This window comes from Carnobacterium mobile DSM 4848, from assembly GCF_000744825.1.
GTDB classification, from domain to species: Bacteria; Bacillota; Bacilli; order Lactobacillales; family Carnobacteriaceae; genus Carnobacterium_A; species Carnobacterium_A mobile.
Window position 1 is genome coordinate 414609 of the sequence record NZ_JQMR01000001.1, and the last position, 13743, is coordinate 428351.

The following is a 13743-nucleotide window of genomic DNA, read 5'->3' on the forward strand; positions in this document are numbered from 1 at the left end:
GTAGAGGATGACTTTCCATGGAAATTAGTTTAACAGAAATTATCGAAATAATAAAGGGTTCCAATGATGGAATCGATGCAGAAAGAAAATTACAAGTTTATTTTTCAAATAAAATCAGCGACATTATGCAGCTTATTTTAGAGTATATCGATGATGGATTAGCAGAAGAATATAAGAAACAAGGCTATAGAATCGAGAAAAGAGATCTTCGTACGATTCAGTTTCTTTTTGGAAAAGTTACATTCAAGCGAAGAAGAATGAAAAAAGAAATGGAAAAAGCACTTTATCCATTAGATAAAGAAATGGGCTTTATTTCAAGAGAAACCTTCTCTCCTCTTCTTTTACGGAACATTGCGGAGATCGCCTCCGGCACAGTATTAAGAAAAACAGCACAAGCAACGGCCTTATTAACGCCTTTTACGATCAGCCATACAAAAGTCAAAGCCGTCTTGGATACAGTGGGAGAGTTTCAACAGAATTACACAGAAAATCATCTTTTAGACGTCACTAAACTGACTGAGCCGAAAGAGAAAAAGAACGTTCCTTTCCTGTACATAGAAGGCGATGGGCTGATGTATAAAGAAATCAAAAAGAAACGTGGAGAGATCCATCGGATCCAAATTGCCGAAGGAGTCGAAAAAAACGGCAAACGAACTCGTTTAACAGGAACGCATTACTTCTCTTCCACAGACAGTACTGAAGTGGCTTGGAGTCTCGTGCAAAACTACCTTTATCTCAACTATGACTTAACGAATACGCTTGTCATTTCAAACAGTGATGGAGGTTCTGGATATGAATTCGATAAATTTAATGCGGTCGTTCAAGGCTGCTTGCGTCATGAACATGTACGAGATACGTATCATGTGAATCAAAAGATCAAACAACGACTGAACTTCGTTCCTGAGTTACAATCTCCTCTAAAAAAAGCCATCCAAGATCACGAGCGGGAAGCAGTCGAAGCTGTTTTAGATACAGCTGAGAGTATCATCGGAGACGAACAAGCAGCCCAACTAGAAGAGCAAATCAGACGATTAAGAGGCTACCTTTCAAGAAACTGGGAGTATTTGACGCCCATTTATAAACGAGGGCTGGGAGAAGCAGCTCACGGTATTGGAACTTGTGAGAGCAACCACCGTCCTTATAGCTATCGTGTAAAAGGCCAAGGAAAGTATTGGTCTAAAAAAGGACTGACCCATGTCGTTTATGTGATCGAGGGTTTAAAAAACGGAACTTTAGATCGAGCCATCATTGAACAGCAGCCGGAGTATAAGAAACAAGCCAGTGCGTCTTATAAAGCTGCCCTTAAGGCAGCCCATAAAAAAGTACCCCACCAAACTCATGAGGGTGTCCGTCATGGATCGATTCCTCATGTAAGTCGTTCCAGCAGCACGGGAAACTTGAGTGCTATTTTTAACTATTAACCAGCAAAAGAGTGGAGATCGTGCTGTGCACGATACGACTCGGTTCTTGATAAGGGGTTTTCCCTTGGTAGACTGATGGCAGAGACGTGTTTAAATTTTTTAAAAGGAATAGGTAATAGGGTTCAAGGGAAATGGGCCCCCTTGTCAAGGATTTGCGAGAAAACAACAAATAAAAACCGAACAAAACAGCGACAAACGCTATAATTGTTAGAGATAAAAAGTGATTTCATCTTTTTTGTAATTTTACCGAGAATATCTTGACACTAACCGACCTCTGTAAAACGTTGTAATTCTGTAGTTTCACTGTTATAATTTAAAATGACACTTTTTGGAATAAAACATGAAAGTAGGCTTTAATTGAATGAATAAAAATGATTTAATTGAACGACAAAAAAGAATTCGGAATTTTTCCATTATTGCTCATATCGACCACGGAAAATCAACCTTAGCAGATCGTATTCTTCAAATGACTCATACGGTTGCTGATCGCGATATGCAAGCTCAATTATTGGATTCTATGGATTTAGAGCGTGAACGTGGTATCACTATTAAATTAAACGCTATTGAATTAAACTACACAGCAAAAGACGGCGAAATGTATACTTTGCATTTGATAGACACGCCGGGTCACGTCGATTTTACGTATGAGGTTTCAAGAAGTTTGGCAGCGTGTGAAGGGGCTATTCTAGTCGTAGATGCGGCACAAGGAATTGAAGCACAAACCTTAGCAAACGTGTATCTTGCTTTAGACAATGACCTTGAAATCATACCGGTAATCAATAAAATTGACTTGCCAGCTGCAGATCCAGAACGTGTCCGTGCTGAGATCGAAGATGTGATTGGGATCGATGCAAGCGAAGCTGTTTTAGCAAGTGCTAAAGCCGGTATCGGGATCGAAGATATCTTGGAACAAATCGTCGAAAAAGTTCCTGCTCCAATAGGCGACACAGATAGCCCTTTGAAAGCTTTGATATTTGACTCAGCTTACGATGCATATCGTGGAGTAGTATTGAATATTCGTGTTATGGAAGGGATGATCAAACCTGGAGATACAATGAAGTTAATGAGTAACGGAAAAACTTTTGAAGTATCTGAAGTGGGCATCTTTTCTCCTAAACCAATCAAGCGTGAATTCTTAATGGTCGGGGATGTTGGATATGTTACAGCAAATATCAAAACGATCCAAGATACACGAGTTGGGGATACGATCACTTTAGCTGATAATCCTGCTGCAGAGTCATTAGAAGGCTATCGGAAATTGAATCCGATGGTTTATTGCGGAATGTATCCGATCGATTCTTCACGTTATGGTGATTTAAGAGACGCTTTAGACAAACTGCAATTAAATGATGCAGCCTTACAATTTGAAGCTGAAACGTCTCAAGCACTTGGGTTTGGGTATCGTTGCGGATTCTTAGGACTTTTACACATGGACGTTATTCAAGAACGGCTGGAACGTGAATTCAATTTGGATTTGATCACAACTGCTCCATCCGTTATCTATCATGCAAACTTAACAGATGGTACACAAAAAACCGTGGCTAATCCAGCTGAAATGCCTGAACCAGGTGTTATCGAATCGATTGAAGAGCCTTATGTAAAAGCAACCATTATGGTCCCAAATGATTACGTTGGAGCTGTCATGGAAATTTCCCAACGCAAACGTGGAGATTTCTTAACAATGGACTATCTTGATGACAATAGAGTAAACGTTGTCTATGAAATTCCTTTATCAGAAATCGTTTATGATTTCTTTGATAAATTGAAATCAAGCACTAAGGGATATGCTTCTTTAGATTATGAAATGATCGGCTATAAGAAGAGTAATCTATCTAAAATGGATATTTTATTAAATGGTGAGAAAGTTGATGCTTTAGGTTTTATTGTGCATAAAGATTTTGCTTTTAACCGTGGAAAAGCTATCGTTGATCAATTGAAGACGATTATACCAAGACAACAATTTGAAATCCCAGTTCAAGCAGCCATCGGACAAAAAATTGTTGCTCGTTCAAACATCAAAGCATTACGTAAAGACGTTACAGCAAAATTGTATGGTGGCGATGTGACCCGTCGACAAAAACTATTGAAGAAACAAAAAGCTGGTAAAAAACGGATGAAACAAGTCGGATCCGTAGAAGTACCGCAAGAGGCCTTCATGTCTGTTCTCAAAATGGACGACGAGTAAAACGTTGAGATAATAGCGTTTTTCAAAAATTAAATAGTATGAAAAGCTGATTTGCCTATCATTTTCCTATAATTATAATTTTGTAGGGTTTTGATAGGTATTTTTTTAGGAAAATTCCTAGGTTTTCAATTAGAAATACAACTAAATTAGTAAAAAAATGAAAATAATGGGCCCTTTGCCAAAATAGTTTTAAAATGAGCAGATCAACTAGTGATTCAGCTCTTTTTTTTGATTTTAATAGAGTTAAAGCTTATCCTAAATAAGAGCACTATTGTAAAAAATACAGCGTTACTGAAAAAAATGGAGAGGAGGAGTTCAATGTATTTCGTGGTTAGTTTTATTTGTGCTGTAAGATTCGCGTTCATTCACTTTTCTTCTAAATATATGCAATTTGCTAATCGTGTACCACGCAGCAGGTTTTTATCACTTTCTGCTGGAGTAGCTGTTTCTTATGTTTTCGTGCATTTGTTGCCCCAATTAAATGACTATCAACAAATTGTCACTGAAAAACTACAACAAAGCAGTTGGCGGCATATTGAGAATCATATCTACATCATCGCTTTAATAGGATTAGTTCTATTTTATGCCTTGGAACGTTTAGTCAAAATATCGCGGAAAAGCAGTTACTTAAAGAACCCAGAAGAAGCAGATTCTGGCGTATTTTGGATTCATATGGGTTCTTTTTTTATCTATAACGCTGTTATTGGGTATCTTTTAATCAGAGAAGAATACAAAAGTTCTTTCGGTATACTCTTTTATTTTCTAGCATTAGGAGTACATTTTATAACGAATGATTGGAGTCTTAGAAGAGATCATAAAGAAGCTTATGACAAATATGTCAGACTTATTTTATCAGCAGCTCCTATTTTAGGCTGGCTGATAGGAGCGTTGACAGAATTGAATGAATTTGTACTATCGATTTTGCAGGCTTTTATAGCTGGAGGAGTTATTCTAAATGTGCTGAAAGAAGAATTACCAGAAGAACAAAAAAGTAGTTTAAGTAGCTTTTTAACAGGTGTAGTGGGTTATACCCTTCTTTTATTGCTGATTTAAAACAAAAACATAAGAAAAGAGGAAGGATATGCAAAACAAACTTATGCAATTAAAAAAATTAATTAAACAAGCTGATCGTGTGGTCTTTTTTGGAGGTGCGGGTGTTTCAACGGAAAGTGGTATACCTGATTTCCGTTCCGTCAATGGCTTGTTTAATCAAGATTCTGGTCAAACTTATCAACCGGAAGATATCGTTAGCGATTAGTTTTTAAAGGAACAACCGGAAGATTTTTTTAACTATTATTTTGAACACTTAGTGTACCCAGAAGCCGTTCCTAATGTAACCCATCTTTACTTAGCTGAACTTGAAGCAAAAGGGAAAGATGTCACGATTATCACACAAAATATCGATGGATTGCATCAAATGGCTGGAAGTAAAAATGTTTTAGAACTTCATGGAACTACGTTAAAAAATACTTGTTTAACTTGTGGACGACAGTATTCTTTACTTGATTTAAAACAAGATGATAAAGGGATTCCCAGATGTCCGGATGACAATGGCATAGTTCGTCCAGATGTTGTTCTCTATGGTGAAATGTTAGACCAAACAGCCTTACTAATGAGTAAGACTGCGATTGAAAAAGCTGATCTGTTACTTATTGCGGGAACCTCTTTATCTGTTTATCCGGCTAATAGTTTGATTCATTACTTTAGTGGAGATGCAGTGGTCTTATTAAATCGGACAACCATTCAGTATCCAGCTGTTTTTGATTTGATTATTGAAGATTCGCTTAGTTCTGTATTTAAAGAACTTGTTATTAATGGGAGAGATGAGCGGCCTTAACGTTAAACTAAACATAGAAAAGAGGGCTGAGAAAAAATTCTCGTCCTTTTTTTCAGTATTTAACGATTCAACTTAACCCTGCTTCAAAAACCAGACAAATTTGCGGGTTATTTTGTAAAAAACTATTGATTAATAAGGTTGGTTTCTAGATAATAGAAAAGGAAGTTTAAGCGTTGGTTATTTTATTTGACGAAAACGCTTGATTGAAAAAGCATCGCTTTGAAATGGAGGAAAAGATTTGGATGTCAAATTAATGTTGTTTCAGTTTTTAGGCGGACTCGGGATTTTCTTGTTCGGAATTCAGATTATGGGAGATGGGTTGCAAAAATCTGCTGGAGACAGTTTACGCGAACTATTGAACCGATTTACGTCTACACCTTTAAAAGCTGTCTTAACAGGAATATTGGTCACCACCTTAATACAGAGTAGCTCAGGAACAACTGTTTTAACAGTCGGTTTAGTAAGTGCTGGATTCATGACACTTCGTCAAGCTATTGGCGTTATTATGGGAGCCAATGTTGGAACAACAATTACCGCGTTTATTATAGGAATCAATATCGGAGAATACGCTTTGCCTATATTAGGAGTAGGAGCTATTTTACTCTTTTTCTTTAAAAAGCAGTTTATTAATAATATGGGACAAATTATGTTTGGTTTTGGAGCTTTATTTTATGGACTAGAATTAATGGGAAGCGGCATGGCTCCTCTTGAAGAAGTTGCAGCTTTTAATGATTTAATGGTCAATTTATCTCATCACCCTATATTTGCAGTTTTTACAGGAACAGGAATGACATTAGTTATGCAGAGTTCCAGCGCAACCGTCGGTATTTTGCAGAAACTTTATATGCAAGGCAGTATTTCGCTAGGAGCGGTTCTGCCAGTCTTATTTGGTGATAATATTGGAACAACGATTACTGCTATTTTAGCTACTATTGGAGCCAGTACTGCTGCTAAACGTACAGCAGGGGCACATGTTTTTTTTAATATTGTAGGCACGGTCGTTTTCCTTATTTTCCTCAAACCATTTACAAGCTTGGTCATTTTGGTCAGTCAAGGATTGAATTTAAATCCTGCTCTGCAGATTGCATTCGCACATGGTTTATTCAATATTATAAATGTTTTGATTCAAGTTTGGTTTATCAGCAATATCGCAGCTTTAATGGAAAAAATTATACCTGGAAAAGATGCCGTAGTGGAATACGACACAAAAAATTTGGACACGAAAGTCATTCAAACTTCTCCTAATGTGGCTCTTAACCAAGCAAAATTAGAAATCAACCAAATGAGTAAATTTGCTATAGAGGAGTTTCATCATGCGTTCAGTTATTATCGAGAACAAAATGAAAATGATTTGTCTACAGTTAATCATTTAGAAGAAGCCGTTAACAATATCGATCAGCGGCTTACTGAGTATTTGATGATTGTTTCGGCAGAAAAATTAACTATTGCAGAATCAAATGAACTAAGTGCTTTGATTGATATTACAAAATACCTGGAGCGTATTGGAGACCATAGCGAAAACATAGCCAATAATGTTAAGGAAGTTCTTAAAATAGATAAAAAAGCGAAAAGCAAAGAAAAAGGACGCTCCAATGGAGAAAAACGTTCACTTTACGATACAGACGTCATCAGTATGTTTAAAATGGTAGAGTTGATAGTAAAGATGGCTGTTCGTGCATATGAGGAAGACAATGAAAAGTTGGCTCATAAAGTTCTTGAACAAGATCCTTTGATCAATGAGATGGAAGTAAAATTACGTAAGAAGTATATAGAATCTATCAATAACGGTTCAGAAAAACCAGGAGACGGAATTTTATTTATTGATATAGTGTCCAGTTTAGAACGAATCGGCGATCATTCTGTTAAGATTGCCCGGCATGTAACAACAAAACATGCTGTGTCTAGTCTTTCTGAAACGTTCGAAAAAACAAAAGATAAGTTATTTTCTTTTGAAAACGAATAAGAATGTCTAAAAAAATAAAGATGACGCAGGTTTAACTAACCTGCGTCTTTTTTAGTTGTTTAACGGGCTTTTCTATACAGAACTGGTCTAATTTGTTGTATACTTATAACTGAAGACATTTTTATAAAAGATCAGATTATTTAAGATAGGTGAGGAAATTTAATGACTTTTTGGCTTGATCCAACTAAAACAACTGAAGAGATTGCGCAAGAACTGTTGGGTTGTTTGATAATTAAAAAGACTGAAGAAGGAATTTGTTCAGGCTGGATCGTAGAAACAGAAGCTTATTTAGGCGAAATAGATGCTGCAGCTCATAGTTACGGTTTAAAAAAAACACCACGGTTAGCTTCGATGTATAAAGAAGCAGGAACGATTTACATTTATTCTATGCATACCCACCAAATGCTCAATTTAGTCGTGCAAGAAGCCGGTATACCGCAAGCCATCTTGATCCGGGCGATTGAACCTTATACAGGTATTGAACTGATGGAAGAACGCCGCGGTAAATATGGAATAACGTTGACAGATGGGCCCGGAAAACTGACAAAAGCCCTGGCGATCGATAAAAGCGACGATGGAGCTTCAATCAACGAGCCGCCTTTATATTTGTCAAAAACACACCGCAGAATTCCAAAAGAAATTGGAGTCTCAGCTAGAATTGGGATTCCCAATAAAGGTGAATGGACAGATGCTTTACTCCGGTATACAGTTATCGGAAATCCGTACGTTTCCAGAATCAAAGGCAAGACAGATAACGACTTAGGTTGGGAAGGAAAAATTGAAACGGATCATTAAAATAGAGGAGTGGACAAAATGGCAAAACAAGACGTCATAGATTATTTAGAAACAATTATGGAAGAAAGTCATTTAGAATTTGATTGGGCTGTGCATTGGAATAAAAGACAGCACACGATTGAAGTAGCGTTTACTATCTATGCTGAAACAGTACCTGATTTGGTTGTTCAAGATGTAGAAGGCACGGTCAACAAAGAAAATATCATCCAGTTTGAAGATATTATTTGTTTTTATGATCCAGAAAAATCAAAGATTCGATTAGACGATTATTTAGCCGCCTTCCCATTCGATTTAAAAAAAGGGATTGAAAAGGGCTTTTTAGATACTGTGGTAAAAATGTTGCGCATTGTTGTTACAGAAGGACAATCTGATTTATTAGACTTTGCCACTGATCCAGCAATTGAAACGTTTGAAATGGAGTGGAACGAAACGAATTTTGAAAGCACTCTCCAAACAGCAAAAGATACGAACCGTTATAATAAAGAACGAGTGGATTATCCAAAATTTTAAACTCATAACCTAGATGGAGGACTTTTGAAAATATGAAATGGATAGAAGTGAGTGTACAGACAGCAAATGAAGCGGTAGAAGCTGTTTCGAATATTTTAATTGAAGCAGGTTCCCAAGGAGTGTCGATTGAAGATAGACAGGATTTTTTACAAGTACCTGATGACGGGTTAGGCCAAGTCTGGGCATTAGATGAAGCAGATTTTTCAACAGAAGGTGTTATTATTAAAGCTTATTTTCCAGAGACACTTTTTTTACCGGAAATTTTAATAGACATCAAAGAACGCATCCTTAAATTAACAACAGTAGGGTTGGCTATTGAACCCAATATTTTAACAGTTGCTGAAGTGACTGAAACTAATTGGGCAACCGCTTGGAAAAAATATTATCATCCATTGAAAGTGACTCGTTTTTTGACCGTTGTACCGAGTTGGGAAGACTATGAACCAAAGTATGAAGACGAACGCATTATTCGATTAGATCCGGGATTGGCTTTTGGAACAGGAACACATCCCACCACCCGTTTATCTTTGCAATCTTTAGAAGCAAGTATGATAGGGGAAGAAACCATTTTAGATGTTGGTACAGGATCAGGTGTGTTAAGTATTGCAGCTAAAGCTTTAGGTGCAGGAAAAGTATATGCTTATGACTTAGACGATGTAGCTGTTCAATCGGCTTATGATAATATTCAATTAAACGAATATGCTCAAGACATTCAAGTTTCTGCTAATGATTTACTTAAAGGAGTAGAAATAAAAGCCGATATTGTAGTAGCTAATATTTTAGCAGAAATTATTGTTCCTCTTATACCGGACGCCTGGGAAGCCTTGAAACCAAATGGGTTATTTTTAACTTCAGGAATTATCGAATCAAAAAAGGACACGATTTTGTCTCATTTAAGAGAGCAAGGGTTTGAAATCAGTCAAATTCTTCAAATGAAAGATTGGGTTGCTGTGATCGCACAAAAACCTGCTGAGGAGGAGTAAGATGCAACGTTACTTTCTTGCCGAAACAGTAGAAGATTATCACACTACAGAGATCGCTCTTACCGGCGAACAATACCATCATATTGTTCGCGTGATGCGAATGAAACCTGGGAACCAAGTTTATTTGGTTCTTCCTGAACAGCGAGCATTTAAAGCAGAAATCAAGGCAATAGAACAAGATGCTGTTATCTTAAAATGGATAGAAGATGAACATACAACAACAGAATTGCCGATTCACGTAACGATTGCTAGCGGGCTGCCTAAAGGAGACAAGCTGGATTATATCGTTCAAAAAGGAACAGAATTAGGAGCAGCGTGTTTTCTTCCTTTTCAAGCTACCTATTCTATTACCAAATGGGATGAAAAAAAAGCCGCTAAAAAGCTGCTGCGTTTAAAAAAAATAGCACAAGAAGCAGCGGAACAATCTCATCGTTCTGTTTTCCCAGAAATAACAAGGGTTCATTCTTTCAAAGAATTGTTAACAATCAGCAGTTCTTTTGATGCCTGTCTGGTAGCGTATGAAGAAAGTGCAAAAACAGGTGAAACACAAAATTTTGTCAAAACCCTAAATTCATTAAAACCAGGCAGCAAGTTGCTGATTGTCTTTGGTCCTGAAGGTGGATTAAGTAATGCAGAAGTCGCATCTTTATTTGACAGTGGGATGCTTCCTTGTGCTTTAGGACCAAGAATTCTTCGGACGGAAACAGCACCATTATATGCATTGGCTGCTATCTCTTATCAGTTCGAATTAAACAAAAACAACTGATATTTTGTATATTACTGAAAAGCAAGCTATAATAGATAAGAAAATACTATTCTGATTAAAGAAAGAAGGAACTAGCAATGGCAGAGAATTTGAATAAATATATTGATCACACACTACTTAAAGCAGATGCAACAGAAGAACAGATTAGACAATTATGCGAAGAAGCGGTTACGTATGATTTTATGTCTGTTTGCGTTAATCCGACATGGGTAAAAAAAGCAGCTGCATTTTTAGGAAACAGCGACGTAAAAGTATGTACAGTGATTGGTTTTCCTTTAGGAGCCAACACACCTGAATTAAAAGCTTTTGAAGCTAGAAATGCTATCCAAAATGGTGCAACTGAAGTTGATATGGTGATCAATATTGGTGCTTTAAAAGACGAAGATAGTGAATTAGTGGAACGCGATATTAAAGGAGTAGTAGAAGCAGCAAAAACTAAAGCTCTTTCTAAAGTTATTATTGAAACAAGTTTACTAACAGACGAAGAAAAAGTGAGAGCTTGTGAACTAGCTAAAAAAGCAGGTGCTGATTTTGTAAAAACATCAACTGGCTTTTCAACTGGAGGCGCAACTCTGGAAGATGTCACGTTAATGCGAGCAACTGTCGGACCAGAAATGGGTGTTAAAGCCAGCGGTGGTGTAAGAACTGCTGAGGACGCGAAAGCTTTTATTGCAGCAGGGGCAACACGATTAGGTTCATCAAACGGCATTGCTATTGTAGCTAAGTAGTTCGGACAAAAGAAGACGGAAAAGCAAAGAATCGATTTATTTGTTCTTTGCTTTTTTATTATGTTTATTTTTGGTTCCTAAGTTTGTGACCATCTACGTTTTCAGATTGAATTTACCCTCATTTAACGGTATAATGGCAGGAAGGCATTTAACACAACTGGCACTCTCAAGCAAGTGTTTATTTATACTGTTAGAGTAAATTGGTTAAAATAGAAATAAAATGAACTGTAAAGAAAATCAACTGGAAGAGAAGGTGACAAGATGCCCAAAAATAGAAATTATACTGCACAAGAAGTGATTGCTTTAACGATCACTTATATGAATAGCAGTCATGTGGCTTTTGTCAAGAAGGCATGTGACTTTGCAACGATGGCTCATGAAGGGCAGCTCCGTAAATCCGGTGAACCTTATATCATCCATCCCATTCAAGTTGCAGGCATATTAGCCGAATTAAAAATGGATCCTGTGACTGTGGCAACAGGTTTCTTGCATGATGTTGTTGAAGATACTGATATTACTTTTGAAGATATTGCGCGAGAGTTTACACCAGAAGTAGCTATGTTGGTCGATGGTGTGACGAAACTAGGAAAAATTGAATTTAAATCTCATGAAGAACAACAGGCTGAGAACCATCGTAAAATGTTATTAGCAATGGCAAAGGACATACGCGTGATCATGGTCAAATTAGCTGACAGGTTGCACAATTTGCGAACTTTAAAGTTTCACCGTCCAGATAAACAAAGACGTATAGCAAATGAAACATTAGAAATTTATGCTCCATTAGCTGACCGTTTAGGGATCAGTAAAGTAAAATGGGAATTGGAAGATACTTCTTTGCGTTATTTGAATCCTCAACAGTACTACCGTATTGTTCACTTAATGAATTCTAAACGTGAAGAACGAGAAACCTATATCGCTAATACGATCAAAAAAATCCAAGATTCTGTTGACGAATTGAATATCAATGCAGAAATCTATGGTCGCCCAAAACACATTTATTCGGTTTACCGTAAAATGCGGGATCAAAAAAAACAATTTAATGAGATTTACGATCTACTGGCTATCCGAATCATCGTTGATTCTATTAAAGATTGTTACGCTGTTTTAGGAGCCGTTCATACGCGCTGGAAACCAATGCCGGGACGTTTTAAAGATTATATTGCTATGCCAAAATCTAATATGTACCAATCCATTCACACAACCGTTATTGGCCCTAATGGCAAGCCTGTCGAAGTTCAAATTCGAACAGAAGAAATGCATCAAGTGGCAGAATATGGTGTGGCTGCTCACTGGGCTTATAAAGAAGGCATTACCAAAAAATTAGACAATACAGAAGTCGGCGGAAACTTACCTTGGTTTAGAGATATCATCGAGCTGCAAAATGAAGCGAACGATGCCAGCGACTTTATGGAAAGCGTAAAAGGAGACATTCTTAAAGACAAAGTATATGTTTTCACTCCAAAAGGCGATGTCAGCGAACTTCCTTCTGGTGCCGGTCCATTAGATTTTGCTTATAATATTCATACAGAGATTGGTAATAAAACAATTGGAGCTAAAGTTAATGGTAAGATCGTTCCTTTAAATTACAAATTAAAAACTGGAGATATCATTGAGGTACTGACTTCACCTAATTCCTATGGACCAAGCCGTGACTGGATCAGTGTGGTTTCAACGAGCAAAGCAAAAAACAAAATAAAACGATTCTTTAAATTGCAAGATCGCGAAGCTAACATCATCAAAGGACGCGATTTGCTTGATAAACAGCTTCAAGATATGCAATTTTTGCCAAAAGAGTTTTTAACCAAACAAAATATGAAAAACCTTTTAGAACGCTTTAATTTCACTACAGAAGACGATTTATTTGCAGCGATCGGTTATGGAGAAGTAACAGCTTTGGCTGTGGCTAATCGGCTAACTGAAAAGGAAAGACGTGCTCGAGAAAGTGAAAAACGTGCTCAAGAAATTGATACTTTAGAAGTGAAGTCAAAAAAAGAAATAGAAAAAATCCAAGTTCGGCATGAAGGCGGCGTAGTGATTCAAGGAGTCGATAACTTGCTAGTCCGTATCAGCCGTTGCTGCAACCCAGTTCCTGGTGACGAAATTGTAGGGTATATTACAAAGGGCCGTGGCGTCTCAATTCACCGAGCTGACTGCCCAAATGTTCAATCAGCTAAGGATGCTGAGAATCGACTTATTGATGTAGAATGGCAAGACACTTCTTCTCAGGGACAAGATTACGATGCAGAGTTACAAATTGAAGGCTATAACCGTTCTGGTTTATTGAATGAAGTTTTACAAGTTGTCAACACAATGACACGAAATTTAAATAACGTGAATGGACGAGTAGATAATAATCGAATGGCGACTATCACATTAACTGTCGCTATCCCGAATTTAAATCATTTAGAAAAAATTATTGAAAAAGTTAAAATGATTCCTGATGTATATAGTGTCCGCAGATTAACGTCTTAATAAACTAAACAGAATCTTTAAACAGAAGATGGATTGATGATCTTCTGTTTTTACTTCATTTTTTATAAAAAAGAAAAGAGGCA

General features: G+C 37.0%; 10 protein-coding genes and 1 pseudogene. All 11 read left to right on the top strand.

The genetic code is table 11. The features are described 5' to 3' along the window. Positions 1–17 precede the first annotated feature (17 nt). Positions 18–1421, top strand: a complete 1404-nt coding sequence (locus BR87_RS01880; RefSeq protein ID WP_051929618.1) for an ISLre2 family transposase — start codon at positions 18–20, stop codon at positions 1419–1421. Between the two features lie 361 nt (positions 1422–1782). Further along, positions 1783–3606 carry a translation elongation factor 4 gene (gene lepA / locus BR87_RS01885; protein WP_035028020.1) on the top strand — a complete coding sequence of 608 codons (1824 nt, stop codon included), beginning with the start codon at positions 1783–1785 and terminating at the stop codon, positions 3604–3606. A gap of 318 nt (positions 3607–3924) precedes the next feature. Then, on the top strand, positions 3925–4659 hold the full coding sequence (locus BR87_RS01890) for a hypothetical protein (RefSeq protein WP_035028022.1): 735 nt from the start codon (positions 3925–3927) through the stop codon (positions 4657–4659). A 43-nt stretch (positions 4660–4702) separates the two neighbouring features. Beyond that, positions 4703–5443, top strand: a pseudogene (locus BR87_RS01895) (NAD-dependent protein deacylase). Positions 5444–5696: 253 nt separating this feature from the next. Next, the gene (locus BR87_RS01900) at positions 5697–7406 is read left to right on the top strand and encodes a Na/Pi cotransporter family protein (RefSeq protein WP_035032688.1); all 1710 of its coding nucleotides are present in this window, start codon (positions 5697–5699) and stop codon (positions 7404–7406) included. Between the two features lie 162 nt (positions 7407–7568). Next, positions 7569–8201, top strand: a complete 633-nt coding sequence (locus BR87_RS01905) for a DNA-3-methyladenine glycosylase (protein ID WP_035028023.1) — start codon at positions 7569–7571, stop codon at positions 8199–8201. An 18-nt stretch (positions 8202–8219) separates the two neighbouring features. Next, entirely contained in the window at positions 8220–8711 is a 492-nt protein-coding gene (locus BR87_RS01910; protein ID WP_035028024.1) for a DUF3013 family protein, read from the top strand. 32 nt (positions 8712–8743) lie between these two features. Next, a complete protein-coding gene (prmA, locus tag BR87_RS01915; RefSeq protein WP_035028025.1) occupies positions 8744–9694 on the top strand; it encodes a 50S ribosomal protein L11 methyltransferase in 951 nt (316 codons plus the stop codon). Between the two features lies 1 nt (position 9695). Further along, positions 9696–10460: a 16S rRNA (uracil(1498)-N(3))-methyltransferase gene (locus BR87_RS01920; RefSeq protein WP_035028026.1), complete on the top strand. Its 765-nt coding sequence runs from the start codon at positions 9696–9698 to the stop codon at positions 10458–10460. Between the two features lie 77 nt (positions 10461–10537). After that, on the top strand, positions 10538–11188 hold the full coding sequence (gene deoC, locus BR87_RS01925) for a deoxyribose-phosphate aldolase (RefSeq protein WP_035028027.1): 651 nt from the start codon (positions 10538–10540) through the stop codon (positions 11186–11188). 261 nt (positions 11189–11449) lie between these two features. Beyond that, the gene (locus tag BR87_RS01930; protein WP_035028029.1) at positions 11450–13660 is read left to right on the top strand and encodes a RelA/SpoT family protein; all 2211 of its coding nucleotides are present in this window, start codon (positions 11450–11452) and stop codon (positions 13658–13660) included. Positions 13661–13743 lie beyond the last annotated feature (83 nt).

Excerpts from the sequence above, each read along its gene's own strand:
- deoC (WP_035028027.1), top strand. The coding sequence starts at position 10,538 with ATGGCAGAGAATTTGAATAAATATATTGATCACACACTACTTAAAGCA.
- BR87_RS01920 (WP_035028026.1), top strand. The coding sequence starts at position 9,696 with ATGCAACGTTACTTTCTTGCCGAAACAGTAGAAGATTATCACACTACA.
- BR87_RS01890 (WP_035028022.1), top strand. The coding sequence starts at position 3,925 with ATGTATTTCGTGGTTAGTTTTATTTGTGCTGTAAGATTCGCGTTCATT.
- BR87_RS01910 (WP_035028024.1), top strand. The coding sequence starts at position 8,220 with ATGGCAAAACAAGACGTCATAGATTATTTAGAAACAATTATGGAAGAA.
- BR87_RS01930 (WP_035028029.1), top strand. The coding sequence starts at position 11,450 with ATGCCCAAAAATAGAAATTATACTGCACAAGAAGTGATTGCTTTAACG.
- lepA (WP_035028020.1), top strand. The coding sequence starts at position 1,783 with ATGAATAAAAATGATTTAATTGAACGACAAAAAAGAATTCGGAATTTT.
- BR87_RS01905 (WP_035028023.1), top strand. The coding sequence starts at position 7,569 with ATGACTTTTTGGCTTGATCCAACTAAAACAACTGAAGAGATTGCGCAA.
- BR87_RS01880 (WP_051929618.1), top strand. The coding sequence starts at position 18 with ATGGAAATTAGTTTAACAGAAATTATCGAAATAATAAAGGGTTCCAAT.
- BR87_RS01900 (WP_035032688.1), top strand. The coding sequence starts at position 5,697 with ATGTTGTTTCAGTTTTTAGGCGGACTCGGGATTTTCTTGTTCGGAATT.
- prmA (WP_035028025.1), top strand. The coding sequence starts at position 8,744 with ATGAAATGGATAGAAGTGAGTGTACAGACAGCAAATGAAGCGGTAGAA.